At 63.9% G+C, this 24,762-nt stretch carries 22 protein-coding genes; 12 read left to right on the top strand and 10 right to left on the bottom strand.

Going from position 1 to position 24,762, the window contains the following annotated elements; translation table 11 throughout:
- Positions 1-169: 169 nt before the first annotated feature.
- Genes Pan44_RS00255 through Pan44_RS00265 form a run of 3 tightly spaced genes read left to right on the top strand, consistent with a single transcriptional unit; the run spans position 170 to position 2,302 of the window.
- On the top strand, positions 170-586 hold the full coding sequence (locus tag Pan44_RS00255; protein WP_145026014.1) for a TadE/TadG family type IV pilus assembly protein: 417 nt from the start codon (positions 170-172) through the stop codon (positions 584-586).
- Positions 587-631: 45 nt separating this feature from the next.
- Positions 632-1,828 carry a vWA domain-containing protein gene (locus Pan44_RS00260; RefSeq protein WP_145026017.1) on the top strand — a complete coding sequence of 399 codons (1,197 nt, stop codon included), beginning with the start codon at positions 632-634 and terminating at the stop codon, positions 1,826-1,828.
- A 45-nt stretch (positions 1,829-1,873) separates the two neighbouring features.
- A complete protein-coding gene (locus tag Pan44_RS00265) occupies positions 1,874-2,302 on the top strand; it encodes a TadE/TadG family type IV pilus assembly protein (protein WP_145026020.1) in 429 nt (142 codons plus the stop codon).
- Between the two features lie 20 nt (positions 2,303-2,322).
- Here the strand turns inward: Pan44_RS00265 and Pan44_RS00270 are convergent, their stop codons facing one another.
- A complete protein-coding gene (locus tag Pan44_RS00270) occupies positions 2,323-4,107 on the bottom strand; it encodes an ABC-F family ATP-binding cassette domain-containing protein (RefSeq protein ID WP_145026024.1) in 1,785 nt (594 codons plus the stop codon).
- Positions 4,108-4,466: 359 nt separating this feature from the next.
- Here Pan44_RS00270 and Pan44_RS00275 point away from each other — a divergent pair, with 359 nt between their 5' ends.
- Positions 4,467-5,357, top strand: coding sequence for a hypothetical protein (locus Pan44_RS00275; protein ID WP_145026027.1), 891 nt, complete (start codon positions 4,467-4,469; stop codon positions 5,355-5,357).
- Between the two features lie 64 nt (positions 5,358-5,421).
- Here the strand turns inward: Pan44_RS00275 and Pan44_RS00280 are convergent, their stop codons facing one another.
- On the bottom strand, positions 5,422-5,823 hold the full coding sequence (locus Pan44_RS00280; RefSeq protein WP_145026030.1) for a FoF1 ATP synthase subunit delta/epsilon: 402 nt from the start codon (positions 5,821-5,823) through the stop codon (positions 5,422-5,424).
- A gap of 275 nt (positions 5,824-6,098) precedes the next feature.
- On the opposite strand from Pan44_RS00280, the gene Pan44_RS00285 reads away from it, so the two are divergent.
- Positions 6,099-7,463 carry a phage portal protein gene (locus tag Pan44_RS00285; RefSeq protein WP_145026033.1) on the top strand — a complete coding sequence of 455 codons (1,365 nt, stop codon included), beginning with the start codon at positions 6,099-6,101 and terminating at the stop codon, positions 7,461-7,463.
- A 525-nt stretch (positions 7,464-7,988) separates the two neighbouring features.
- On the opposite strand, the gene pgsA is transcribed toward Pan44_RS00285, so the two are convergent.
- Positions 7,989-8,657: a CDP-diacylglycerol--glycerol-3-phosphate 3-phosphatidyltransferase gene (gene pgsA, locus Pan44_RS00290; protein WP_231754181.1), complete on the bottom strand. Its 669-nt coding sequence runs from the start codon at positions 8,655-8,657 to the stop codon at positions 7,989-7,991.
- A 355-nt stretch (positions 8,658-9,012) separates the two neighbouring features.
- On the opposite strand from pgsA, the gene Pan44_RS00295 reads away from it, so the two are divergent.
- Complete coding sequence (locus tag Pan44_RS00295) at positions 9,013-9,804, top strand: phosphoadenylyl-sulfate reductase (RefSeq protein WP_145026036.1); 792 nt, start codon at positions 9,013-9,015, stop codon at positions 9,802-9,804.
- Between the two features lie 260 nt (positions 9,805-10,064).
- Positions 10,065-11,300 (top strand): DUF1559 domain-containing protein, encoded by a 1,236-nt coding sequence (locus Pan44_RS00300; RefSeq protein ID WP_231754182.1) that lies wholly within the window; start codon positions 10,065-10,067, stop codon positions 11,298-11,300.
- A gap of 133 nt (positions 11,301-11,433) precedes the next feature.
- On the opposite strand, the gene Pan44_RS00305 is transcribed toward Pan44_RS00300, so the two are convergent.
- The 3 genes from Pan44_RS00305 to Pan44_RS00315 form a co-directional block, all read right to left on the bottom strand.
- Positions 11,434-11,913 (bottom strand): DUF4198 domain-containing protein, encoded by a 480-nt coding sequence (locus Pan44_RS00305; protein WP_145026039.1) that lies wholly within the window; start codon positions 11,911-11,913, stop codon positions 11,434-11,436.
- 145 nt (positions 11,914-12,058) lie between these two features.
- On the bottom strand, positions 12,059-13,369 hold the full coding sequence (locus Pan44_RS00310; protein WP_145026043.1) for a hypothetical protein: 1,311 nt from the start codon (positions 13,367-13,369) through the stop codon (positions 12,059-12,061).
- Between the two features lie 79 nt (positions 13,370-13,448).
- Positions 13,449-14,246: a rhomboid family intramembrane serine protease gene (locus tag Pan44_RS00315; protein ID WP_145026046.1), complete on the bottom strand. Its 798-nt coding sequence runs from the start codon at positions 14,244-14,246 to the stop codon at positions 13,449-13,451.
- Between the two features lie 195 nt (positions 14,247-14,441).
- On the opposite strand from Pan44_RS00315, the gene Pan44_RS00320 reads away from it, so the two are divergent.
- The 3 genes from Pan44_RS00320 to Pan44_RS00330 all read left to right on the top strand — a co-directional run bounded on the left by Pan44_RS00320 (position 14,442) and on the right by Pan44_RS00330 (position 18,926).
- Positions 14,442-16,196: a SpoIIE family protein phosphatase gene (locus tag Pan44_RS00320; RefSeq protein ID WP_231754183.1), complete on the top strand. Its 1,755-nt coding sequence runs from the start codon at positions 14,442-14,444 to the stop codon at positions 16,194-16,196.
- Entirely contained in the window at positions 16,193-18,199 is a 2,007-nt protein-coding gene (locus Pan44_RS00325; RefSeq protein ID WP_145026052.1) for an ATP-dependent DNA helicase, read from the top strand. The genes Pan44_RS00320 and Pan44_RS00325 overlap by 4 nt, the downstream gene beginning before the upstream one ends.
- Positions 18,200-18,362: 163 nt before the next feature.
- A complete protein-coding gene (locus Pan44_RS00330; protein ID WP_145026055.1) occupies positions 18,363-18,926 on the top strand; it encodes an REP-associated tyrosine transposase in 564 nt (187 codons plus the stop codon).
- Between the two features lie 658 nt (positions 18,927-19,584).
- Here the strand turns inward: Pan44_RS00330 and Pan44_RS00345 are convergent.
- From Pan44_RS00345 to Pan44_RS00360, 4 genes are all read right to left on the bottom strand, one after another.
- Positions 19,585-20,010 (bottom strand): hypothetical protein, encoded by a 426-nt coding sequence (locus tag Pan44_RS00345; RefSeq protein ID WP_145026062.1) that lies wholly within the window; start codon positions 20,008-20,010, stop codon positions 19,585-19,587.
- Positions 19,997-20,596, bottom strand: coding sequence for an RNA polymerase sigma factor (locus Pan44_RS00350; protein WP_197453717.1), 600 nt, complete (start codon positions 20,594-20,596; stop codon positions 19,997-19,999). The genes Pan44_RS00345 and Pan44_RS00350 overlap by 14 nt, the downstream gene beginning before the upstream one ends.
- Before the next feature lie 287 nt (positions 20,597-20,883).
- Complete coding sequence (locus tag Pan44_RS00355) at positions 20,884-21,660, bottom strand: polyprenol monophosphomannose synthase (RefSeq protein WP_231754184.1); 777 nt, start codon at positions 21,658-21,660, stop codon at positions 20,884-20,886.
- 6 nt (positions 21,661-21,666) lie between these two features.
- On the bottom strand, positions 21,667-22,596 hold the full coding sequence (locus Pan44_RS00360) for an alpha/beta hydrolase (RefSeq protein WP_145026068.1): 930 nt from the start codon (positions 22,594-22,596) through the stop codon (positions 21,667-21,669).
- A 327-nt stretch (positions 22,597-22,923) separates the two neighbouring features.
- Between Pan44_RS00360 and Pan44_RS00365 the strand changes: the two genes are divergently transcribed.
- On the top strand, positions 22,924-24,147 hold the full coding sequence (locus tag Pan44_RS00365) for a hypothetical protein (protein WP_145026071.1): 1,224 nt from the start codon (positions 22,924-22,926) through the stop codon (positions 24,145-24,147).
- A 131-nt stretch (positions 24,148-24,278) separates the two neighbouring features.
- On the top strand, positions 24,279-24,737 hold the full coding sequence (locus Pan44_RS00370) for a DUF2752 domain-containing protein (RefSeq protein ID WP_145026074.1): 459 nt from the start codon (positions 24,279-24,281) through the stop codon (positions 24,735-24,737).
- The last annotated feature ends 25 nt before the right edge of the window (positions 24,738-24,762 follow it).

Genomic DNA, 24,762 nt, shown 5'->3' on the forward strand with positions numbered 1-24,762 from the left:
GGGCGGTTACTACGATCGCTACAGGCGTGCGCCGCTTCTGCAGGAAGTTCGGCGAACCGGGCTTGTTTCAAATCAACGCGACCTAAGTTCTTGACAGAACGTCGCGCGACGGGGGGGCGGAGATTCTCCCGGCTGAACGCGCGCACCAGGAACGTCACGACGGTCGACCATGCAGCGAGCATTTCTCAAAGGGCGCAGGCCACGGGCGCGGCAATCAGGTTTCGCCGTCGTGGAACTGGCCATTTGCCTCCCGCTGATGGTCATGCTGACGTTCGGGGCCATCGAGGCGTCGAACGCGATCTACCTGAAGCAGACCCTCGTGACGGCCGCCTACGAGGCGGCCCGGATGGCGACGGCCCTGGGGGCGACTCAACAGGACGGCGAAGCCCGTTACTCGGAAATCGTGAGCGCGGTGGGAGTGCAGGGCACGACCATCACATTCACTCCGCAGATTACCGCCATCACGCCTGCCGGAACCGCCATCAGGGTCACCGTCACGGCGCCGGCCGACAGCAATTCCTTCAGCATCCGGCGGTTCATGAAGGGGACGACCCTGCGGGCCTCCGTGACCATGCCGCGGCTTTAATCCCAACCATCAAAACAGCGAACGCCTTCTCGAGGATCGGCAGCGATGATGACTTTCCAGCGTCAACGGCCGGAGCGTGGCGAGGCCGACAGGCGTCGCGGAAGCGTGCTCGTCTTCCTGGTGGCGGGCGTCGTGCTGCTGCTGGCGATGACCATGATTTCGGTCGACGTTGCCTCGATGCAGCTGGCGCGCACCGAACTGCGGGCGGCGACCGATGCGGCGGCGAAGGCCGGCGCGGAAGCGCTGTTGCGAACCCAGAGCAATGCGCAGGCGGTTCAGGCCGCCGTCGCCATGGCGTCGCTGAACACCGTGGCGGGAAGCGCCTTCAAGATCGCCGGGAGCGACGTCGTCATCGGCACGTCCGCCCAGCAGAGTGATGGCACCTGGGCGTTCAGCGCCGGCGGCGATCGTCCGAATGCCGTCCGGGTGAACTCGAAGATGTCGTCCGGGTCGGCCAGCGGTCCCGTGCGACTGGCGTTCGGCAAGATGTTCAATTCCGGAACCTTCACTCCGTCAAGGTCGTCGACGGCCTCCGCGATCCAGCAGGAGATCTGCCTCGCGATCGACCGGTCGGCTTCGATGTCGTGGGATCTCAGCGGCGTCAACAAGAAGTTCCCCCCGAACGGCGCCTATGCGCGCCGCCCCCAGCCGGGAAGTCGCTGGCATGCCCTGCGTGCGGCGTTCGACGCCTATCTCCAGGAAGTTGCCGAAACCGCTGTTCCCTCGCGAGTGGCCCTCGTGACCTGGGCGTCGGACATGCCGAGTTCCATGATCCCGCAGGAGGATCTGTTCGGGCTGCTGACTCCGCTGACACAGGCCCTGGCGTCGATCGTGGCGCGACTCGAGGCCGCACTGTCCTACAACTTCGGAACCATGCTCACCCGCATGAACCAGCTCGGAGAACATCCGATCTACGGCGGAACGAACATGTCGGCCGGCATCGACAAGGCTGTTGAGACGCTGACCGCCGGCAACGTGCTTCCCTATGCCAGTCGCTCCATCGTGCTGATGACCGACGGACAGTGGAACGAGGGACGCGATCCCCGCCTGGCCGCCGCCGATGCGCGGGCTAAGGGAATCATGATTCACGTCGTGACGTTCCTGCCGGGCGCCCAGTCGGCGGATGCCCGGGCGGTGGCGTCGATCACGGGGGGCACCTACATCCACGCGAACGACCAGGCCGAACTGATCGCCGCGTTCGAAAAGCTGGCCAGAACGCTGCCCGTCGTGCTGACCGACTGATGCCCGCTTCCGCTTCTGTTCTGATCGAACGTTGAGCTCCGCTTCATGAATGTGATCCGCACCGTCCGCCGCCTCGAACCAGCCGACGCCCGCTCCGGGGGCGTGACGGTGGAGACGGCGATCGTGTTGCCGGTGCTGTTCGCGATCATGTTTGCGGCGGTCGACTGTGCGCGGCTGAACATGATTCGCAACTCGGCCCAGAACGCCGCCTACGAAGGAGCGCGGAACGCCATCGTTCCCGGCGGAACCGCTGCGGATGCGAAGAACGCTGCGCGGAAGGTCCTGTCGGGAGTCGGGGTCCGGAATTTCACGGTCACCGTTTCGCCGAGCGTGATCAGCAGCACGAGCACCAGGGTGACCGTCACCATCACGGTGCCGCTCAAAGACAACTCGTGGATGGCGTCGTCAGCGAAGACCACCCGGAACCTGATCCGGTCCTGCACGATGAGCATCGAGAGGACGCGGCGCACCTGAGCGGTCCGCGCCGGCTCCGCTCACCACTCGCCGAGTTCTTCCGCGAGCACGCACCAGCGCTCTTCCGCTTCGGCCAGCTGGCCGCTCAGTTCCTCGACTTCGTGATGGAGTTTGAGGGCCTCTTTGGCGTCGGTCGTTTCGAGCAGCCGGGCGTTGGCCGCCTTCTTCTGCTCGTCGAGCCGGGCGATCGTTTTCTCCAGCGAGCCCTTTTCCTTGCGCATGGCGCGGTCATCCCGCTTTTCGGCTTTCGGAGCCGCCTTGCCGACGACTTCCGAAGGGGCCTTCGACAGCCGGGCGGCGGCCGCTTCCCGCTCGCCCTCTTCGATTTCCTTGTTCACCGACCACAGATACGACTCGTAGTCGCCTCCGTAGTTGACGACGCGGCCGTCCCGCACTTCGATGATCGACGTCGCCAGCCGCTTCAGGAAATGGCGGTCGTGGCTGGTGAAGATCACCGTCCCCTTGAACGCCTGCAGCGCCTCGATCAGGGAGTCGACGGTTTCGACGTCCAGGTGGTTTCCCGGTTCGTCGAGGATGAGGATGTTGTGCTGGCTGAGCATCAGGCCGGCGAGGCACAGGCGGGCCCGCTCGCCACCGGAGAGGACCGAGATCTTTTTCTTGATGTCCCCGCCGCGGAACAGCAGCGACGCCGCGCCGTTGAGGATCTCCTGCATCTTCGTTCCGGCCGGAGCGGTGTTTTCGAGGTACTCGTACACCGTCTGCTTGGGCGGGAGCGTTGTATAGACGTGCTGCGCGTAGATGCCGACGTTGCAGCCGTGTCCCCAGCGGACTTCGCCGGCCAGGGCCGGGAGCGAGTCGACGATGGTCCTGAGGAACGTCGTCTTGCCCTGTCCGTTGTCACCGACGATCGCGGCCCGGTCTCCGTGGTTCACTTCCACGGCCACGCCGTCGGCGATCTTCCGTTCGGGATAGCCGATCGCGACATCGATGCAGCGCAGCGCGGCTCCTTTTCGCGGGTCGACCTGCGGCGGGCGGATGTTGACCGTCGGCTCTTCCGCGGCGATCGCGACGTCCTCGAGCTTGTCGAGCTGCTTCTCTTTCGACTTGGCCCGCGTGGCGGTGCTGGCGCGGGCCTTGTTCTTGGCGATGAACTCTTCGAGCTGCTTGCGTTTGGCCGCCAGGGCTGCGTTCACGCGTTCGTCGTGTTCCTTCCGTTCCTTCTGGTTCTCGATGTAGGCGTCGATCTTGCCGGGGAACATCGTCAACTTGCCGCGGGCAAGTTCGAGGGTCGCGTCGCACGTTGCGCCGAGGAAGCCCCGGTCGTGCGAGACGACGACGCAGGCTTCCTTGTAGCCGCGGAGGAAGTGCTCGAGCAGAATCTGGGTGCGCAGGTCGAGGAAGTTGGTTGGTTCGTCGAGCAGCAGCAGGTTGGGCTGATGCAGGAGGAGGGCGGCGAGTTTCACGCGCGTCTGCCATCCGCCGGACAGCTTCGCGATCGGGCCGTCCAGATAGGCCCCCTTGAGTTCGAACTGTCCGGCGACTTCGCCGCATTTCCAGTCGGGCTGTCCGCTATCCCGCATGAGGAAGTCGAGCACGGTTTCTTCCGGCAGGAAGGAGTCGTGCTGTCGGAGGTAGCCCAGGCGCAGCCGGGGATGACGCGAGACTTCGCCGCGATCGAGTTCCTCTTCGCCGAGGAGGATCTTGAGCAGCGTGCTTTTGCCGGCGCCGTTCCGGCCGACGAAGCCGACCTTCACGTCGTCCGTGATCGTGGCATCCGCGCCGTCCAGAAGAACCTGCCCGCCATAACTCTTGTAGGCGTTCCGAATCTGCAGCAACACCGCCATCGTCGAATCACTCGCTGGGGAACCCGCACCGGGAAAAGCCCGCAGCATAGTCGAAGCTCCGCCCGGAAGCAGCGGTAGGCTGCTCGCGATCCCCGGGGGGATGCCTGCCGGAGGGCGAGCGAGCGAGGCGCGCGCGTTGATGGGGGGTTGCGTACTCCTCGCCCCTACTCCCCCACTCCCCTGGGCCGGGACGCTGCCCGCGTCCCCCGATTCGTGGAATCGGCGCCCGTTGGCTCCGTCGTGATGATGTGCATCAGTCCTCCCGGAAGACGTGTGCGGTTGCGCGCGGGAGGCCGCGGCCGCCTCCGGATAGACTGTTCCCCGATGACCGGCGGACCCTTTCTTTCAGGAGGCATTCGTTGCGGCTGGCGCTCCTGATCGTCGTTTCGCTCGTTCCTGCAGGCCTGCAGGCCGGGCCCCCGGTCGCAGTCCCGCTGGCCCCCCTCCGGTTTGTTTCACGTCTCCCCGCGGGGGCCGACCGCGAGAGTTCCGGAATCGTCCGCAGCCGCACCACGGCCGACCTGTTCTGGACCCACAACGATTCGGGCGACGAGCCCCGCATTTATCCGCTTCATCGCGACGGCACGCCGTACCGTGCGGACACACGACCGGGCGTTGTCATCGAGGGGGCAAGCCATGTCGACTGGGAAGACATCGCGACGCTGGAGGACGGCCGGCTCGTCATCGCCGACCTGGGGAACAACGCCAACGCCCGTCAGGACCTCGCGATCTACCTCGTCGCCGAGCCGCGTCCCGAGGCCGACTGCTCGGTGCCGGCCGTGACGATTCCCGTACGTTATCCCGACCAGGTGGCATTTCCGCCTGCGGGGGCCCAACGCAACTTCGACTGCGAGGCGCTCTTCACCGTCGGCCAGACAATCTTCGTCCTCACGAAGCACCGCGGCGACAGCCGCACGGCGCTCTATCGCCTCAACGATCCGCAGCCCGGACGCGTGAATGCGTTCGAGCGTCTGGGAGACTACGACATCGGGGGGATGGTCGTCGCAGCCGATTGCGACCCGGACGGGAAGCGGCTGCTCGTGCTCACCATGCAGACCATCTGGCTGTTCGAACGGGACGACCTGGCGACGCCGTTCTTCTCAGGCCGGATTTCGTCGCGGCCCTATTTCCTCCCGCAGGCCGAAGGGATCTGCTTCGCGGACGCGGAGACGGCGCTGCTGACGGACGAAGTGCTCGATTCGCTGTTCGAGGTGAAGCTGAGCGAGCTGCGCCCGGTCATGGGACGCTGACGCGGGATCGCGCGCGATGGGGGCGGTTCGTGAAGGGCCGGCCAGCGAAGCCGGCCCGGCGGCATCAGACGCGTTTCAGGGCGAGCATCTTCCGGGCGCGCTCGAGCGACTTCTGCTTGAGTTCGAAGCCGGCGTCGTCGGTCGGCTTCATCTGCATGGCGGCATCATACTCGGCCTGGGCCGCGGCGGCGTCGATCTGTTCCACCGGGAAGGCCCGGTTGGTGAGGAGCGTGACGACCGGTCCCTTGATCTGGAGGAATCCGCCGTCGATGAAGTAGCGGCGCTCGCCCTGGCCCGATTCGAAGCTCAGCTCGCCGGCGCCGAGGCGGCCGATCGCCGGAGCACGTCCGGGCAGCACGCCCATCTGGCCGTCGAACAGCGGAAACTGAATCGAGCGAACGACTTCGTCGAGGAGGGTGGTCTCGGGAGTCACGACGACCAGACGCAGTTCAGCGGGGGCAACCATCGGCGGCTTCCACTCAAAAACAGGATCAGCAAGCGGTAAAGGCTACGGCGCGGAAGAGGGGGACTCAAGCCCGGGCGGGGAGGGTTCCCGTGGCCGGGAAGCCCGGAAGGGCCGGACGCTGCTTCCGAGATAAATCGGAAGTCCATTGGCCCGAAAGCCCGAAAATTCCGTGGCGACCGTGACTTGTGGCGTCTTCGGCCTGTTCCGCGCAACCGCGCACAGGGGGTAGAGGGACCTCAACTATCACAGAGGCCAGGCGCACGGAGACCAGAGGCATGTGGACGCTGATCCGGGATTCACTGGCGACCGCGGGACTGAAGGCGAAATACCAGCGACTGATTCACGAGAGGCTGCTCCACTTCACAGAAGCCACGGGGCCGAAGGGCGTCGAGGAAGATCCGGGCCGCTGGCTGGCGGTGGGACGGACCGAACGTGGGCTGGACGAACACCAGCGAAGCGATGCGCGGGCCCGGGCCAGACGACTCGTGCAGACCAATCCGCATGCCCGGAACATCCTGCGGCTGCTGGAGGTGTACGTGGCCGGCCCGGGGCTGGAGGTCACGCACCTGCCGGCCGATCCCGGGGGACGGACACCGGAGAATGACGCACTTCTCCAAACGGCCGACCGGCTGTGGTCCCGTTTCCTCGACGTCAACGAGCGTCACTATTCCGCCCGCGAGCATTCCCGTCGCGCCTGGCGGGACGGCGAATGCTTTCTCCGGAAGTTTGAGTCACCGGCCTGGCCGCCGGTGGTCCGGTTTGTCGACCCGGAAACGATCGGCGAGACGCCGCACAGCCCCGGGACGGAGGGGATTCTCACGAGTCCTGATGATGTGGAGACTCCGATCGCCTACCTGCGCCTGCTCGACGGGGGGCGGGGCGCGGAGCGGATCGATGCGGACGACATGCTTCACACGCGGGTCGGCGTCGATTCCAACCAGAAGCGGGGAGTCACGATCTTCGCGCCGGTTCTGGACACGCTGACCTGCTTCGACAAGTGGGTCGACACGGAGCTGACCGCCCGGAAGCTGCAGTCGTCGATCGTGCTGTGGCGGAAGGTGCAGGGGACTCCCCAGCAGGCGGCCGGTCTGGCGGAGGGGGCCTCGGGCGGGATGGGGCGCGAGGCGATCCGTCCCGGAACGATCCTGACGACGAACCAGTCGACGGAGGTGCAGTTCCTGCAGCCGAACACGAATTTCGGCGATGCGGTTCCGCTCGGGAGGATGTTGCTGCTGAACGTTGCGGCGGGGGCCGGCCTGCCCGAATTCATGCTCACCTCGGATGCCTCGAACGCCAACTTCGCGTCGACGATGGTGGCCGAAGGTCCGGCGGTGAAGCTGTTCCAGAGTGAGCAGCAGTTCTTCGCGGGGGAGTTTCACCGGCTGTGGCGGTGGATCATGACGGATGCTGTGGAGCTCGGGTTGCTGCCGGCCGACTTCTTCGAACGCGTGACGCCGCGCTGGACGTTTCCGCAGCTGGTGAATCGCGACCGGACGCGGGAGCGTCTGGCCGATGTGAGGCTCGTCGAATCGCAGGTGCTGTCGCGTGCGGAAGTGGCGCGACGGGATGGCGTCGACCCGAAGACGATGCGCGAGGAGCTGCAGGCCGAGCAGTCGAAGGACGGTTCGCTGTCCCGTTGATGAGTTGGTGTGCCAGGGCTCTGTGAGTGGTGTGAATGCGGACCGCGGTTTCGTGGTGGAACCGACGCCTGCAGCGCACGGCCGAGGCGGCCGTGGCACGGCCTTTTGAATGGGTTGCTATGCCGACCTGCGGCTGGGGCGTTGACTGCGAAGGGTTTCCGTTTTCGGGTGCGTGACAGAATGCCGCCTGTCCGCAGATTGCACTGGCGGAGCCAGTGCCACCTCCCCGGCCGAGGCGGCCGTGGCACGGCCTTTTGAATGGGTTGCTATGTCGACCTGCGGCTGCGGGCGTTGACTGCGAAGGGTTTCCGTTTTCGGGTGCGTGTCAGAATGCCGCCTGTCCGCAGATTGCACTGGCGGAGCCAGTGCCACCCCACCGTTGATGTCCTGGCGTGCCACGGCTCTGTGAGCCGTGCGAACGCAGACTGCGGCCTCCTGATGCAACCGCCGCCTGCAGCGCACGGCCGAGACGGCCGTGGCACGGCGGTTTCCGTGGGACGCAGGTTTGAAGACTTCGCCGGCGTGTCAGCTGATCGCGCCGGGGCGGCGAAGGACGCGGAACGCCCGCCAGCTGTATTCCAGGCCGCTGTAGACGGTCACGGCCGCCATGAGGGCCACGGAGAGATTGCGCAGCCAGATGAACTTCTCGAAGCCCCCGGACATCAGTCCGTCGACGGAGCGGGCGAAGTCGGGGCTGAGCGAAAGCAGGCACATCGGCACGGCGATGCACTGCAGGAGCATCTTGAGCTTGCCCCAGAACTTCGCGGAGAAATCACGGCCATGCTGCTCGAGGAACGCCCTCAGGCTGGTGATGAACATCTCTCTGGCCATCACGATGAACGCGACCCAGGGGGAGATGCCGCTGTCCTTTTTTCCGAGCAGGAACAGGAACGCGCCGCAGATGATCAGCTTGTCGACGAACGGATCCATGATGCGTCCGAGCGTCGTGATCTGCCCGTACTTGCGGGCCAGGTAGCCATCCAGGAAATCGGTCGAGGCGGCGACGATGAAGACGGCCGCGGAGGTGCGCCACCAGCCATCGAGATCCATCAGTGCAAAGAGCACCAGCGAGAGCAGGAACCGCAGGAGGGTGATGAAGTTCGGAAGGTTGAGCGACCGCCGGTCGATGGCCGCTTCACCGAGATGGTCGGTTTCCGTCAGTTCTCCGGAGGCGATCTTCGGGGCGCTGCTCACCGAAAGCCTCCTGCCTGGCTCCGAGCGCCACGGTCCGCGGCCAACTTCCGACTTCCTTCTGCGAAGGAGCGATGAAGTGGAACCCGCGAACTGTCCATAACAACCCGGCGCCGATCTGAGGTGAAGAACGTCTCACGGAAGTGTAACCCCACGGCGACCGGGGGACACTCCGAAACCCGAAACCACGGGGCATTGCGATGGCTACTGTGCGGGCGGGGGGCGTGCGGGCCCGGGAGACACCCGTGGCGGGCGGCAAGGATGCCTTCGCTCTCTCCGGGTTGACGGATACACTTCTCCATTCCCGTTTTGCCGCCCGACGTCCCCTGCGCGGCCCTTGCGAACCTCCGTCGACACCATGGCCCGGCTTTCCCAGGCGCGTCTCGCCTCCCTGAACAAATCGTTTGAAGACCGCACGCCGGAAGAGCTGTTCCGCTGGGCCAGAGAAACCTTCGGCGACCGGCTGGCGGCGATTTCCGCGATGCAGCAGTCCGGCAGCGTCGTCTGCCACATGATCTCGCGGCTGAAGCTCGATATCCCGGTCGTGTTCGTCGATACGGGCGTCATGTTTCAGGAGACGCTCGACACCCGCGACCGCCTCGCGAAGGAATACGGCCTCAAGATCATCACCCTGCAGCCGAAGCTCACGATGCAGGAGCAGACCGAGCAGATGGGCGTGCTGTATCTGGACGTCGAAGGCCAGAAGCGGTGCTGCCACATGCGGAAAGTGGAGCCGATGGCGGCGATCCGGGGGAAGTATGACGCCCTGATCGGCAGCCTGCGCCGGAGCGACGGCGGAAAGCGCGGGGAGTGCCCGGTGCTGGCCGTTGATCCGGAGATGAACGCACTCCGCATCAATCCGCTGGCGATGATGGAAGACGAGCCGCTCCACAACTACATCGCCGAGCACAAGGTGATCGTGAATCCGCTGCATTCGCAGGGCTTCTCGACGATCGGCTGCAACCGCTGCACGACGCCGGTTCTGCCGACGGAGCCGAAGCGGGCCGGCCGCTGGCGGCACCTGGGTCCGTGGTCGATGTATTGCGGGATCAACCCGACCGATCTGGACGACGCGACGTCGCAGGCGATCGATCTTCCGCAGGATCTGGTCGACCGGATTCTGGGGCAGAAGACCGACTTCATGATTTGAAGCAGCTCATTGCGACGCAAAATGCGACGATTGTGTCGCAGAGTGCTGCAGTGTGCCGAAGTGCTCTCCAAGCACCGTTGGAAGTTGTTGACACCCCGTTTTTTCAGGGGTACGGTGCGCTTCAACGTCTGCCAGGATCGACGAGTTCTCACCGCGAGCGTGGTGCTCAACTCAACCGGGGATGGCCGAGATACCTCGGTCCCCGCTAGCAGCCGTTCACCATCTCCGTGTGGGGCTCTGATGATCCACATGGAGTTTTATTGATTCGCCCGCCGATTGAATTTTCAGGGGTGGGTCGTTCGTTGCTTGCATCTTTTTTTCGGAGTGGTTCATCGTCGAAACACTTCTGTGCTTTATCAGTTCTGCTCGGGGAGAGATTGATGAAGAGGACGGCAAGTCGTGCGCGGGGATTTACGCTGATTGAACTGCTGGTGGTGATCGCAATCATCGCGATCCTGATTGCTCTGCTGTTGCCTGCTGTGCAGCAGGCTCGTGAGGCGGCCCGTCGCACGCAGTGCAAAAACAATCTGAAGCAACTCGGGCTGGCGCTGCACAACTACCACGATGTGTACAACACGTTTGTGTATCGCAAAGGCGGGACCGCAGCCCCCCTGGGCAACTCCGCCCGAAACGACGGCAATTACAGCAGGCTTTCGGGGATGGTGCCGCTGCTTGCGTACATCGATCAGGCTCCGTACTACAACCAGATCATGGCTGGCGATCCTTCAAATACGCTGAACTGGAATCCAGTGCCGGCCGGTGGCGCTGCGCCGTGGAGCGGCTGGCCGCTGTGGAACCGCGGGCAGATCGAAGTTTTCCGTTGTCCAACCGATCCTGGTATCAACACGGCCCGCGGCATTAACAATTACGCGTTCTGTGTTGGTGATGTTTACATCTCGAACCGGGACAACAACTGGGCCAACGGCCTGTTTGCCGGCTGCACACAGACGAACGGCAACAAGCACTATGGCATCCGCGACTGCACTGACGGAACGAGCAATACCATCGCGCTGAGCGAGCGGGTCGCTGCCAACTTCAATATCGGCGGCAAAGCGAATGCCGACAAGCGGGAAGGCGTGCTGATGGGTGTTGCCGGGCTCGCGACCTCGCCGGGCGCCTGCCTGGCCGCGACGTCGCCTCTTCTGGCCGGCAATCGTTATTCGAACGCCACCCAGGTGAAGGGGAAGTTCAGCTCGATCTGGATGGATGGCCAGTCGGAAGCCGTGGCATTTATGACTGTGCTCGGCCCGAACAACGTTTCATGTGCTGTCGGTACTGAGGCAGGCGCTGACGCAGTGTCACCGATGCTGTCGGCCAGCAGCCACCACGCCGGGGGCGTTCACACGCTGATGGCAGACGGTGCCGTTCGATTCGTCTCGGACAGCATCGACACCGGCAATCTGGGTGTGATGGCAGTCCGCGACGGCAAAAGCCCGTATGGAGTCTGGGGCGGCCTCGGAACTCGCGCCGGCGGTGAAACGATCGGCGAATTCTGATCAAAGGCACTGCTGAAGAAACGACGAAATCCCGGTCGCTCAGAGCGACCGGGATTTCTTTGTGATTGGGCGATGACTTCGTGCGTGGATCGCCCAAAAGCAGTTCCGCAGAATCCGGGCGAACCGCAGAATCTCAATCCTTGAGTTCCAGCTTCAAGTCTTCGCTGTTGCCGTCGGCATTGACGACCACGATCAGATCGGACTTCTTCGCGTCCATATACTTCGCCGGAAGGTCGTTCTTGACCGGCACTCTCAGCGCGGCCTTCTCAACGGCCACGGGATCATAGCGAGGATCCTCCGGCTCATACTGGGGCGATGTCTGAACCGGCGGCGCAATCTTTGACACAACGACGACATGCTTGCCTTCCACGGCGCCGTCGTTGGATGAGTAAGTGGTCAGCCTGAACTTGCCCTGCTCATCAGTGCGTCCGAACGCGCTCTTGTCCTTCTCGGCACAGATGAACGTCACATCCGCCGCCCCGACTGGCCGTCCCTTGTAAAGCACCGTCCCGCCGACCGGATAGACCGTCAGCCGACCGCTTGGCTGGTCGGCTCCGCCGCAACCAATCAGGACACAGCTGACGAGCAGCAGAAAGCACACAGAATGTCTCATAGGGTACCACCTTCTTGTCTGTCACGTCGCGAATGTGAATAACCAATTCCAGATTCTATCGCAGCTGCAGTGAATTGGGATGGGCTTCGGTCTGAGCCGCAACTTTGCCGACGGGCCGTACGCCGCGAATTCTCCGAGCCGATTATCAAACACCCTTCGGCTCGGGGTCTTTCTTCATGTATTCGGGCTCCGGCGTGTCGGGCGTAATCGTTTTCCACGTTTCGCCGTTCTCGCGGACGCGTTCCCAGTCCATCGGCTTGTAGGTGAACTGCAGCTGGGGCGTTTTCTGCGGCGCCTTGTGGAACTTCGACTGCATGATCGCCTCGGTCATGCCGGACGACATCAGGATCCGCTCGACCGGGTAAGGGGCCCTCTTTTCGACGATCATCACCTGGATGGCGTTGGCCAGGGCCCGGAACAGGCTGCGGTTGTTCCACGGGCCGACGTAGTGCGAGAACGCCCGGGGATGAACTTCTGCCTTCAGCCGGCAGGCGAAGTTCCAGCGGATGCCGCTCTCACCGACCTTCAGGACGGTTCCTTTCGTTCCATCGGAATACTCGATGAGGAAGCCCTCCTTGAGTTCGGCCAGGGGATCGGCGGGCGGCTGGATTCCGTTGAGTTCGTATTCGGCTTTCATCGCGGCGACGGCCAGTTCGGGGGACCACCGGCCGCGGCCTTCGTCGCCGCGCATCTGGTCGGCGGTGAGGTAGGTCACGCTCGAAACGCCGGTCTCGCCGCCGGCGCGGTCTTCGACGATGGCCTGCAGCACTTCGAGGGCGTGATAGCCGTAGCGTTCGGTCGGGCCGCCGTGGATCGACACGGCTTCTTCGATGGCCGCCCCGGGGGGCAGGCTGACATCGGGAACGCGCTGTGAGAGCGGGACCGAGCTTCCGGCCAGCAGGGGGAACTTCAGTTCCCTGGAAACGTCGACCATCTCCTTCGCCCAGTCGAAGCGGTAGGAGAGGTGCTTGTCGTTGAAGACGGGGACGCTGCGGCCGGATTTCCGGAATACGGCGACGATCTGGTCGAAGAACTCCTTGCGGGGGTAGAGCTGCTGTCCCAGCTCGTTCTCGGGGTATTCGCCGTGTTCGCCGATGCTGACGACGCCGTCGACGGCGAGTTCCTGTCCTCCGCGGCAGATGGCTTCCGCGATCGAGGGGTACAGGGGGATCGAGTAGTCCTTCGCGATCCGGCGGAGCGTGTCGTTGTCGTTGAACTGTGCGGCGTAGAGCGCGACGACCTCGACCGCGGGCTGCTTGAGTTGGCCGCAGAACAGGTAAGGCTCGAGGAAGTTTTCGAGCAGGACGTGGGCGTGTGACCGGTAGAAGCAGGCGGTGAGGACGATGGCGATTTTCGGTCGCGGGGCGTTGTCGAGGGCGAACCCGCGAGTTGTGGCGCCGGCGGCGAGAAGCGCCGCGCTCGTTCCCAGAAACTGCCGCCGGGTCTGCCGTACCATCCCTCGCTCCTTGTTGTTCGCGGGTGAGATGGTTTCTTGTATCAGACGGGACGCGCAGCGCCTCGCTCTCCCGGGCGGGCTATTCCTCGATCGCCCGGACCGAATAGTTGCGGCGGACCGGGTTGGGGGGGCGGCAGATGGATGAGTGTCCGAGCCGTCCGGCGATCAGGTAGCCGGCCCCGAAGCCGCCGATGTGGGCCCACCATGCGACTCCGCCGGCCTCCTGGGACATCAGTGACGACGTTCCCTGGAGGAACTGCATCAGGAACCACAGGCCGAGGAACACGGTTGCCGGGACGACGAAGAAGATGGGGAAGATGAAGATGGGGACGAACGTGCGGACCTTGGCGTGGGGATACCAGACGAAGTAGGCCCCCATGACGGCGGCGATGGCGCCGCTGGCCCCGACGGTCGGGATGGTCGATGAGGGGTCGGTCACGAGGTGAATCAGGCTCGCGATGCTTCCTCCGACCAGGTAGAAGACGAGGTATCCCACGTGCCCGAGCCGGTCTTCGACGTTGTCGCCGAAGATCACCAGGAACCACATGTTGCCCAGCAGGTGCATCCAGCCCCCGTGCAGGAACGTACAGGTGGCGAGCGTCAGCCAGGGCGGAACGGCGGGCGGGCCTGCTTCTTTCCGGGTTTCGACGACCTGCAGGCCCTCGGGAGTCATCACGACGTCCCTGTCGAGGGTGATCATGACCGGCTTGCCCGGCTGGGTGATCCGGGCGGGGATCATGGCGTACCGCTCGACGAGCGAGACGTCTTCCTTCTTTTCCAGCGTCTGCAGGAAGAACACCGCCGTGCAGATCGCGATCAGCGCGTAGTTGCAGACCGGCGTTGTGCGGGAGGGGATGTTGTCCTGCAGCGGAAACATGAAGAGCCTTTCTCCGGTCGATGGGAGTGGGCATTCTAGTTCCGCGGGACGGTCGGGTCAGCGGGGTTTGGAATCCCGGGAGTCCGTTTTGACCGAACGTTGGCCGGCAGAATAGAATCGGCCCATTCACCCCCTGTCGAGCGGGCGTTCCCTGCGCCTGTCGCTGTTCGCGAGAGAGGATGCTCCGTGGCCGTCATGCAGATTGTCAAAGGCGAAGCGCCGGGAACGGTGTTGCCGCTGCAGACGGGACGCACGGTGATCGGCAGGCATCCGACGTGCCATGTCGTCCTCGACAACGCGGCGGTCAGCCGCCATCACGCGCAGGTTCTCGAGAGTCATGGGCTTTATTTTCTGGAAGACCTCCGCAGCCGGAACGGCACTTTCCTGAACGGCGAGCCGCTCTCGGCGCGGGCGGAACTGCGCGACGGCGACCAGGTCCGGATCTGCGACGTGATCATGTCGTTCCAGATCGATGGGACAGCGACTCCCGGAACGTGGGTCCAGCAGCAGGCGGAATCGCCGCTGGGACGCACGATCGTCGAGCAGGGGGACTCGGCGCCCGAACTGAAGCCGATCGACGAAAGCCACGTCTACGTCCTTCCCGAGCCGTTCCCGGAACCGGTGTTCGATTCGCCGTCGTCGGTGATCAAGAAGCTCGACTCGCGGAGCGGCAGCTCCACCGATTTCAAATCGGGCGTGAAGCCGGAAGTGAAGCTGAAGGCGATCGTCGAGCTGACAAAGGCCGTTTCCCGCGAGCTGAACGTCGAGAACGTCCTGCCGAAGCTGATGTCGACGCTGTTCAACGTCTTCTCGCAGGCCGAACAGGGGTTCGTGCTCCTGAAGGAAGATGAGAGCGACGTGCTGCGGGTGAAGGCGACGAAAACCCGCTCGACGACGGCCGAGGACGTCATCGCCGTCAGCATGACCGTCGTCCGCCACGTGATGACGACGGGCGAAGCCGTGCTCAGCGGGAACGTGCTGGACGACTCGCGTTTCAAGGGGAGCACGGCGCTCGCCAAGATGCGGGTCTCGTCGATGCTCTGCGTTCCGCTGCTCGACCAGGACGACAAGCCGTTCGGCATCATCCAGATTCTCACGCGATCGACGACGCAGGTTTTCAAGGAAGACGATCTCGACCTGCTCGTCAGCCTGGCGTCGCAGGCGTCGATGGCGATCGACAACGCCCGCCTGCACCAGGAACTGCTTTCGAAGCGCGAAATGGAGCGGGACCTCGATTTCGCGACGCAGGTGCAGCTCGGCTTCCTGCCGAAGTCGCGTCCGCGTGTCGAAGGCTATTCCTTTGCCGACTACTACGAAGCCGCCCTGCATGTCGGCGGCGACTACTTCGACTACATCCCCCTGGGCGATGGGCGGCTGGCGCTGACGATCGGCGACGTCGCCGGGAAAGGGATGCCGGCCGCATTGCTGATGGCCCGCCTGTACTCTTCGGCCCGCTACCAGCTGCTGACCTCGTCGTCTCCCGGCAAGGCGATCAGCGGCCTCAACCAGGAGATTGTCTCCAGCGGGCTGGGGCATCGCTTCGTGACGTTCCTCGTGCTGGTTCTCGACGCGGCCGCGAACAACATCACGGTCGTGAACGCGGGGCACCTCTCCCCGCTCCTGTGCCGCAAGGATGGAACCATCGACGCGATCGGCCGGAAGACGTCGGGCCTGCCGCTGGGCATCGTGCCGGAAGTGGAATACGAGGAAGCGACGTTCGATCTTGCTCCGGGCGACACCGTGCTGACGTTCACGGACGGCGTCACCGAAGCGATGACGGACGAGAAGGCCCTGTATGGGCGGGAGCGGCTTCTGGGACTGATCAAGAAGTCGAAGGGGACGGTCGAGCAACTGATCGAATCGATCGTGGATGACGTCGAGAAGTTCACGGACGGGAGCGATTCGCGGGACGACACGTGTCTCGTGGGCGTGCAGCGGCTCGAATCATGACGTTGTCTGTCGATGGAGTTCTCGGGCGAGGCGGGCTGATCGCCGGCCGGCTGTCGGACCACGAAGTGCGCCCGGAGCAGCTGGACATGGCGGAGGCCGTTTCCAGCGCCATCGCCGAGCGGAAGCACCTGGTCGTCGAGGCGGGCACGGGCGTCGGCAAGAGCTTTGCCTACCTGGTTCCTGCGATTCTCGCAGCGGCCGACTGGCAGTCCGGCCGGAAAGGACGGGCGGGCGACAAGAAAGACGAGAAGCGGCGGATCGTCGTCAGCACACACACGATCAGCCTGCAGGAACAGCTGATCAACAAGGATATTCCGTTCCTGAACGCGATCATGCCGGTCGAGTTCTCGGCCGTGCTCGCGAAGGGGCGTTCCAACTACATCAGCCTCAGGCGGCTGTCGGCGGCCATGGACCGGGCTGGCTCGATCTTCGAGGAGAACCAGGAGCTGACGCAGCTGCGGCAGCTGCGGGAATGGTCGCACAACACCCGCGACGGCAGCCTGGCCGACCTCAATTTTCACCCGACCGGGGCCGTCTGGAGCGAGGTGCGCAGCGAACAGGGGAACTGCCTGGGGCGCAAATGCCCGCGGCACGAAGACTGCCTGTACTACAAGGCGCGGCGTCGGCTGTGGAATGCCGACGTGCTTGTGGTGAACCACGCCCTGTTCTTCTCGGATCTGGCGCTCCGCCGGGAAGGGGCCAGCATCCTCCCCGACTACGAGGTCGCGATCCTCGATGAGGCCCATACCGTCGAGTCGGTCGCCGGGGAGCACCTGGGACTGTCGGTCTCCAGCGGCCAGTTCACCTACCAGTTCAACAAGCTCTACAACGACCGCACGCAGAAGGGGCTGCTCCTCCATCACAACCTGCCGGAAGCGCAGAAACTCGTCCAGCGCCTGCGGTATCTCGTCGACAACCTGTTCGCCGAGATCCTCGAATGGCAGGAACGGGAGAATCGTGGCGGCGGCCGCGTGCGGGAGCCGCTGTCCATTCCGAATCCCGTCTCTCCCGACCTGCGGCTGCTGGCGGCCGCCATGCGGGAGTACGAGCCGAACGTCGAAGATGAAGGGCAGCGGATCGAACTGACCGCCGCGGCCGATCGTGTCGACGGCCTGGCGACCGTGCTCAACGGCTGGCTCAAACAGGAAGTCGAAGACGGGGTGTTCTGGATCGAGCGCAGCTTTGGAAAGACGCCAAACATCGAGCTGACCTCGGCGCCGATCGAGATCGGCCCGGTGCTCCGCGACGAGCTGTTCAATAAGACGCCGAGCGTGATCCTGACGAGCGCGACGCTGGCCGTCGGACAGCAGGATTTCAGTTACCTCAAGCACCGCCTCGGCGTCACGAAATCGCACGAGCTGAAGCTCGGCAGTCCGTTCAACTACCGCGAACAGGCGACGCTGATCCTGGCGGACAACATGCCCGACCCGGCCGACCAGCCGGCCGAGTTCGAGACGGCCGTGTGTACGCGGATCCAGCGGCATGTGCTGCAGACGGGAGGCCGCGCGTTCGTGCTGTTCACGAACTACAAGATGCTCAAGTCGTGTGCGGCGCGGCTCGGACGATGGTTCTCGGAGCAGAACCTCACGCTGATCGTTCACGGCGACGGGATGCCGCGCTCGATGATGGTCGACAAGTTCAAGGCGGACGGCCGGGCCGTTTTGTTCGGGGCCGACAGCTTCTGGCAGGGGGTCGACGTGCCGGGGGAGGCGCTGCAGAACGTGATCATCACGCGTCTGCCGTTTGCCGTTCCCGATCACCCGCTCCTGGAAGCCCGCGTCGAGCGCATCAAGGCGCAGGGGGGGAACCCGTTCATGCAGTACCAGGTTCCCGAAGCGGCGATCCGGCTGAAGCAGGGATTCGGGCGGCTCATTCGCTCGGCCGCCGATCGCGGGCAGGTGGTGATTCTCGATCCGCGGGTGCGGACGAAACGTTATGGGCGGACGTTTCTGGAGAGCCTGCCGGAGTGCCGCGTGGTGATTGATGACGGGAAGCGGGTGTAAGCGCGAAGCAGAGCTTCGATGAGAGTGCGTTCCCAAGCAGGAGCTTGGGAACGAGATCCAGCTCCGCTTCGTCAACGATGGCACTGGCGTCCGGTGCGCTCCGCCGGGAGACTACTCTCAACGCGAATCTGGGCTATCGACCGCAGCATCCGGCGAGACTCTCATGGGCCGTTCCCGCTATCGGATCGTGGAGAACGAGTTTCCCTACTTCATGACGTGCACAGTCGTCGGCTGGCTGCCGACCTTCACGCGTCCAGAAGCAGTGGATGTTGTCTACGACTCCTGGCGGTTCCTGCAACGGGAGCGGGAGTTCAAACTCTTCGCCTACGTCATCCTGGAGAACCATCTGCACCTGATCGCCAGCGCGCCTGATCTCTCAGCAGCGATGCAGAGCTTCAAGTCGTATACGGCACGGCGCATCGTGGACCTCCTCAAGAATCGATCCGCGCTCACGCTCCTGGACTCGTTCCGGCGATTGAAACTGGCCCACAAGAGTGAAAGCGAGCATCAGGTCTGGCAGGAAGGAAACCATCCCGAGCAAATCTGCTCCGAAGAAATGATGTGGCAGAAGATCGAATACATCCACAACAACCCATTGAAGCGAGGGTATGTCGATGATCCGGTCTCATGGCGGTACTCCAGCGCCAGAAACTATGCAAAGAGGCCGGGGCTGATCGATGTGTTGACGGAGTGGTCGTCGACGAATCGCGAAGCAGAGCTTCGATGAGAGTGCGTTCCCAAGCTGGAGCTTGGGAACGAGAGGGCGAGTACATCCACAACAACCCATTGAAGCGAGGTTATGTCGATGATCCGGTCTCATGGCGGTACTCCAGCGCCGGAAACTATGCAAAGAGGCCGGGGCTGATCGATGTGTTGACGGAGTGGTCGTCGACGAATCGCGAAGCAGAGCTTCGATGAGAGTGCGTTCCCAAGCAGGAGCTTGGGAACGAGATGGCGAGTACATCCACAACAACCCATTGAAGCGAGAGTATGTCGATGATCCGGTCTCATGGCGGTACTCCAGCGCCGGAAACTATGCAAAGAGGCCGGGACTGATCGATGTGTTGACAGAATGGTCGTCGACGAATCGCGAAGCAGAGCTTCGATGAGAGTGCGTTCCCACAGAAGATCGAATACATCCACAACAACCCATTGAAGCGAGGGTATGTCGATGATCCGGTCTCATGGCGGTATTCCAGCGCCGGAAACTATGCAAAGAGGCCGGGGCTGATCGATGTGTTGATGGAGTGGTCGTCGACGAATCGCGAAGCAGAGCTTCGATGAGAGTGCGTTCCCAAGCAGGAGCTTGGGAACGAGATGGCGAGCTGGAGCTTGGGAACGAGAGGGGGCGGGGGGCGGTTGCTGGTGGCGGATGCGCCTCTCCATCACGGGCGTTTGCTCAGTGCGTCCACCCGTTCGGAGAGCCGCTGGACCTGCAGTGAGAGTTCCATCATCGTCGCATCGTGCAGATCGTGGCGCGCCCAGACGTACCCGAAGCCGCGAAACGTGAAGAGGCCCACGCAGCCGGCAACGACAACGACAGCGCCGGCAATCAGGATGCTGGAACTGGTGAGTGTCAGCCAGCGGATTTCCTGGCTGCTCCGGGCGGCCAACAGGACACCGGCAAACCCCAGAATCATCAATGCGATGCCGGCGACGCACACGAGCTGGGAGTAGCGGCCGCGCTGCTTCATGCTTGTGACCTTCTGTTCCAGGGCCGTGTGCAGCTCGGACATTCGTTGCTCGCTCGGCGGATCGTCGCTGGCAACCAGCTTGTGAATCAGGTCTCGGACATTGTCATTGGCAGTCATTGTGTTGTTCCGCGATCAGGGTCAGGATTTCTTGGCTCGCGTAATGCAGTCGGGATTTCACGGTTCCGTTCGGGCAGTTCGTGGCGGTCGCGATTTCGGCGATCGTCATGCCTTCCAGAAAACGGAGGGTGAGCACCTCGCGGTGCTCGGGTGAGAGGCGCGCCAGCGCGAAGTGCACCAGTTCGGCTGCCTCGAGCAGCGCGCTGACCCCGTCGGTGGTGTTCGTTGAAGCGACCGGTCGCTGCTGCTCGGCCCGATGGCGGCGCGATTCTCTGCGGATCGCATCCACGATCTTTCCATGTGCAATGCGATAGAGCCATGCTCGAAATGCTCCCGGGGAACGGAGCGACAACCGCATTTTCCACGCCATGAGCCAGACGTCCTGGAGTGCGTCCAGCGCTCGCTCGGGGTCGCGTTCGAACCGGCGAATGAAATACAGCAGCCGCTCCTCGTAGAGCCGGACGAGGGCCAGAAACGCATCCGAACTTCCTCGCTGAAACTGCCGGATCAGAATCCGCTCGCGAAGCCGCTCGACCAGTGTCGGCTCTGTTTTCTTCACGTGATTCGCACCGATCCCTTCGAGCACAAGCGGAATCCGGAAGACGTTTCGATGAACCGGAGTGCTTCGCCAATCAGAGTCGCTGACGGGAGAGCAATGGTTCAACGACAGTTGCGGAATTCATGAAGTCTCTGGCGAAGCCCTGATCCTGCCTGGCGGAATGCGTCGTTCCAACCGCGCCCGCGGTCAGCATGGAGCAGGATCGTACGCGAATCGGCCCAGGTTGATCGACGCGGCGACGGACGGATCAGCGGGGAAGCCGAGCCTCGGCGAGAGCGCCCTCGCCGGCGGGAGCCCGAGAACGGAAAGCCCTGCTATCGCGGGCCGCGGGGAACCAGGCGTGAGAGGCCGAGCCGGAACATCACGGCCAGGGCCGCGAACATTTCCTTGAGGTTGATCTTCGTCCGTCCGAAACGCCGTTCTTCGAACGTGATGGGGACTTCGACGAACCGGGCCCCGAGTCGCTTCAGGCGGTAAAGAACCTCCTCCTGAAACGCGTAGCCCTTTGCGAGGAATCGTGCATCGACCAGCTGCGACGCGAGAGTCATCTGGTAGCAGCGAAACGCGCCGCTGTTGTCCTGCGTCTTCAGGCCCAGGCAGGTGCGTGCCAGGGCGTTGATGCCCCAGCTCATCAAGCGCCGACGGAAGGGCCAGTCGGGAATCTTGCCGCCGGGGACATACCGGGAGCCGATCACGACATCCGCGTTCTCAGTCGCCGCGAGGATCGCTGGAATGAACCGGGGCGGGTGCGAGCAGTCGGCGTCGAGGTTGAGCAGCCAGTCGTAGCCGCGATCCCGCGCGAAGCGGAAGGCCTCGATCGTCGCCGTTCCCAGCCCCAGTTTTCCTGCCCGGCTGACGAGATGGATCTGCGGATCGCGAGCCGCGAACTCCCGGACCAGTTCACCGGTCCCATCGGGCGAGTTGTCATCGATGACGACGATGTCGGCCGCCGGAACGACGCGTCGGATCTCCGGAATCAGCTCCACGAGGTTGTCGTGCTCGTTGTAGGCACACAGCGACACGACGACCCGGCCGGGACTTCCCGTCTGCTCATGCCCGCGTGGAGCCTGTTCGGCCGATGAACCCTCCACGCTGAATCAACCCGTGACCTTGTTCTTCCGATCGCGCCAGGCGCTCGGGAACTCTTTGACGTGCTTGTTCAGGAAGTTCCGGATCGGAACCTCCACCTGGTCGGGCACTTTCCCGATCAATCCCAACTCACGGTCCCGGAGGGCCGGCGATAGTTTATAGACCCGCTTTTCGTCTTTCCGCTGGGCCTTTTCCATCAGTTCAAAGACCTTCTCCGACTGCCCCTTGTCGGCCGTGTCCTGGGCGCCGACGACCACGAGCATGGCGATGCCCGCGTTCGGCGACTTGATCAGGCTCATGGCTCGATTCGAGTTGAGACGCCCGGCCGACATTTCCGGCGACAGGAGCACGAGCGCCCGCACGTCCTGGCCGCGAGGGGTGCGGTTCGCCAGGACCGGGGCATCGTCGTAGGGGGGAACCGTCAGGTCGGCCGCGGCGAAGTTGATGGCGACGGCCGCCGTTGGACCGGCGGCGACGATCGCCATCTTGTTCATATTGAGATCCTTCTCCTGGTGCCGTTCGAAGATGAACTGCTTGACGGCGAACATGTCGCTGGCGGCCATCTTTTCGTAGTCATCGGGTCGCAGCTTGGCGATGTCGCCGGGGGACTTGCTGTCTCCGAACTTGCGGAGGTCGACGGTGATGACGGCATAGCCGTCGGCCTGGAGCGTTTCCGCGAAGTTCGCAGTTTCGCCGCGACCCGGGGCGGCCTTGTCCCAGAGGATGCGGCCCTTGTCGCTGCCATGCAGCAGGACGACGACGGGCGCGTTTTCGCGATCGCCGCTGGAGGCCTTGGCCGAGACGGGGTAGTAGGTGATCGTGAGGGGATGCCCGTCAACGGAGCGGATCGATTCGATCCGGCTGTCGGCGGAGGTGACGGTCGTCGCAAGCAGCAGCGCACACGCCGCGAAGGACGAGCGGGCGATGAACAGGGGCATGGGGACAGCCTCGTCAGGGTGCGATGGCGGGGCGCAAGAATCCGTTCCGGGCGGCACACCGTATTTCAATGTGTCACTTGGCAATCTACGGGGGTCCCTGCAGGTAATCAATTGCCGTCCTGCGCCGGCGGGGCATTCAGAAGGGAGTTCGCTGCATAAACTGCACAGGCCGGCAGGTCTCCGCGGTCGCCGGGCGGCGAATTCCCCCTGTTCTCTCCAGTTTGGCGCTCGCGGGGCGGGGCCGATTGACGTAATCGTTCGCGGCGGAACCATTTCCAACCGCGAGACAGCCCGGATTCCTCCCCGTTTTTCTTCCTGCGGACTTTCATGTCGGACAAGCCGGTCGTCACTGTCGTCTGCAAGGTGTGTGACACACGCCTCGATGAAACGGCGTTCGACCAGCCCCACGAGACGCACTGCCCGATCTGCCATTCTCCGGTCCTCGTCCCGGCCGCGGGGCAGGCGGTGACGAAGGCCCCGCAGTTCAAGAGCGACCCGAACCTGGAGGGCTACGCCGTGCTGCCGCTGGATGGCCCGGACGCGGAGCGGCGTGCGAAGAAGGCCCAGGACGTGATCCTGGTCGTCTGTCCGATTTGCCGGGCGAGGCTCCACTCCGCGCCGAAGAAAGAGGCCTACCACATCAAGTGCCACGACTGCCACGAGCTGGTTCGTGTGCCGTCCCGGGCCGAGCATCGCGAGAAACAGAAACGCGAGGCGATTCCGGACAAGTTCGACGCGATCGAGCCCGTGCCGGTCGGCGAGGTCGCGCGGTCCGACCGCTTCTATTCCGCGTGGTATCTGCAGGCGCAGAGCGAGATCCGCCGCGAGCCCGATCCGACGCCGCCGGCCAACCTGTATTTCTCCGGCACGTTCACGTTTCCCTGGGAACGCGACATCGCGCCGAAGTGGGTTTTCCTGTCGCTCGGCACGACGTTCTTTGCCCTGCTGGTGGTCTTGCTGGTCTCGCTCCTCGGGGGCGCTGGAGGCCCGACGGGGCTGGTGATGGGCTTTTTCGCGCTGCCGCTGATCTGGATCGGCATCTGGACCGCATCGTACGCCGCCTCCGTCTGCATGGCGGTGATCACGGATACCGCGAACGGCAACCAGAAGGTCGTCAACTGGGCCGACCAGAACTGGCGCGACTGGATCATGACGATGGCGTATGTCCAATACTTGATTGCTGTTGCGGCGCTGGCGGGGTATGTGACGGCCCGTCTGCTCGACCTGGCGGCCGTTCCGGACCGCTGGCCCGCTTTTCTCGTTGCGATCGTGGCGTTTCCGTACGTGCTCCTTTCGGCCCTGGAAACGGGAGGGGGCCTCAACTTCATCTCCCCCAACGTGACGCTCAGTCTCGTCCGGAAGCCGCTTCCGTGGCTGGGTTATTACGTCGTTTCGGGGGTGGTGACGGCTTCGATTGCCGGTGCGATCTGGGGTCTGGCGCGGGTGTCGCCGTTACTGGCCGGCGGGCTCGGGGGGATGCTGTTGGCCGCCTGGATGTTGATCGAGGCCCGGCTCACGGGGCGGCTCGCGTGGGCGATCAGCCGGGAATAGGCCGGGGGCACTCCCCGGACACGAGGTGACCGGCCTGGAGCGGCAGAAACTGCGCAGGGGGGCCCCTTTCGGTACACTCCCCGTTGGTCCTTGAGGGCATTCTGCCTTACGACACCGCTTTCCGTCCAAAAATGTCCCTGTTCGCCCTGTCCGGACACCCGCTGACCCCCTGGGGAAGGCTTGCGTGTCTCTGCCTGGCGAGCCTGCTTGGCGGCCTGCTGTTCCTCGCGACTTCGGTTCATCCCGATCCGCGGGGGTATGGCACTCACGAGCAGCTGGGACTGACTCCCTGCGCCTTTCGTGTCGTGTTGAAGATTCCCTGTCCCACCTGCGGAGGAACGACCAGCTTCGCCCATTTCGTCCGAGGCCAGTGGCGAGACGCCTTTCACGCCAATTCCGCGGCGTTCGTTTTCGCCCTGCTGTCCTCGATGATGACTCCCTGGCTGCTGCTGTCCGCCGCGACGGGCAGGCTCCTCGGGGTCGTCCGGGCCGACTGGGCGTTCATCACGGTTGTGGCCGTCCTGGCTTCGCTGGCCTTTTCCAGCTGGCTGGTCCGGATCCTTCCCGCCCTGCATTCCGTCACATCCTGACTCGATCGAGACGCCTTCACCGATT

Origin of the sequence: Caulifigura coniformis (assembly GCF_007745175.1) — a bacterium.
Taxonomy (GTDB): domain Bacteria; phylum Planctomycetota; class Planctomycetia; order Planctomycetales; family Planctomycetaceae; genus Caulifigura; species Caulifigura coniformis.

What these genes read in the sequence shown, in the direction of transcription:
- Pan44_RS00255 (WP_145026014.1), top strand. Translation starts at nt 170, where the DNA reads ATGCAGCGAGCATTTCTCAAAGGGCGCAGGCCACGGGCGCGGCAATCA.
- Pan44_RS00320 (WP_231754183.1), top strand. Translation starts at nt 14,442, where the DNA reads ATGCAGATTGTCAAAGGCGAAGCGCCGGGAACGGTGTTGCCGCTGCAG.
- Pan44_RS00265 (WP_145026020.1), top strand. Translation starts at nt 1,874, where the DNA reads ATGAATGTGATCCGCACCGTCCGCCGCCTCGAACCAGCCGACGCCCGC.
- Pan44_RS00325 (WP_145026052.1), top strand. Translation starts at nt 16,193, where the DNA reads ATGACGTTGTCTGTCGATGGAGTTCTCGGGCGAGGCGGGCTGATCGCC.
- Pan44_RS00305 (WP_145026039.1), bottom strand. Translation starts at nt 11,913, where the DNA reads ATGAGACATTCTGTGTGCTTTCTGCTGCTCGTCAGCTGTGTCCTGATT.
- Pan44_RS00260 (WP_145026017.1), top strand. Translation starts at nt 632, where the DNA reads ATGATGACTTTCCAGCGTCAACGGCCGGAGCGTGGCGAGGCCGACAGG.
- Pan44_RS00295 (WP_145026036.1), top strand. Translation starts at nt 9,013, where the DNA reads ATGGCCCGGCTTTCCCAGGCGCGTCTCGCCTCCCTGAACAAATCGTTT.
- Pan44_RS00310 (WP_145026043.1), bottom strand. Translation starts at nt 13,369, where the DNA reads ATGGTACGGCAGACCCGGCGGCAGTTTCTGGGAACGAGCGCGGCGCTT.
- Pan44_RS00315 (WP_145026046.1), bottom strand. Translation starts at nt 14,246, where the DNA reads ATGTTTCCGCTGCAGGACAACATCCCCTCCCGCACAACGCCGGTCTGC.
- Pan44_RS00360 (WP_145026068.1), bottom strand. Translation starts at nt 22,596, where the DNA reads ATGCCCCTGTTCATCGCCCGCTCGTCCTTCGCGGCGTGTGCGCTGCTG.
- Pan44_RS00285 (WP_145026033.1), top strand. Translation starts at nt 6,099, where the DNA reads ATGTGGACGCTGATCCGGGATTCACTGGCGACCGCGGGACTGAAGGCG.
- Pan44_RS00365 (WP_145026071.1), top strand. Translation starts at nt 22,924, where the DNA reads ATGTCGGACAAGCCGGTCGTCACTGTCGTCTGCAAGGTGTGTGACACA.
- Pan44_RS00270 (WP_145026024.1), bottom strand. Translation starts at nt 4,107, where the DNA reads ATGGCGGTGTTGCTGCAGATTCGGAACGCCTACAAGAGTTATGGCGGG.
- Pan44_RS00370 (WP_145026074.1), top strand. Translation starts at nt 24,279, where the DNA reads ATGTCCCTGTTCGCCCTGTCCGGACACCCGCTGACCCCCTGGGGAAGG.
- Pan44_RS00345 (WP_145026062.1), bottom strand. Translation starts at nt 20,010, where the DNA reads ATGACTGCCAATGACAATGTCCGAGACCTGATTCACAAGCTGGTTGCC.
- Pan44_RS00280 (WP_145026030.1), bottom strand. Translation starts at nt 5,823, where the DNA reads ATGGTTGCCCCCGCTGAACTGCGTCTGGTCGTCGTGACTCCCGAGACC.
- Pan44_RS00330 (WP_145026055.1), top strand. Translation starts at nt 18,363, where the DNA reads ATGGGCCGTTCCCGCTATCGGATCGTGGAGAACGAGTTTCCCTACTTC.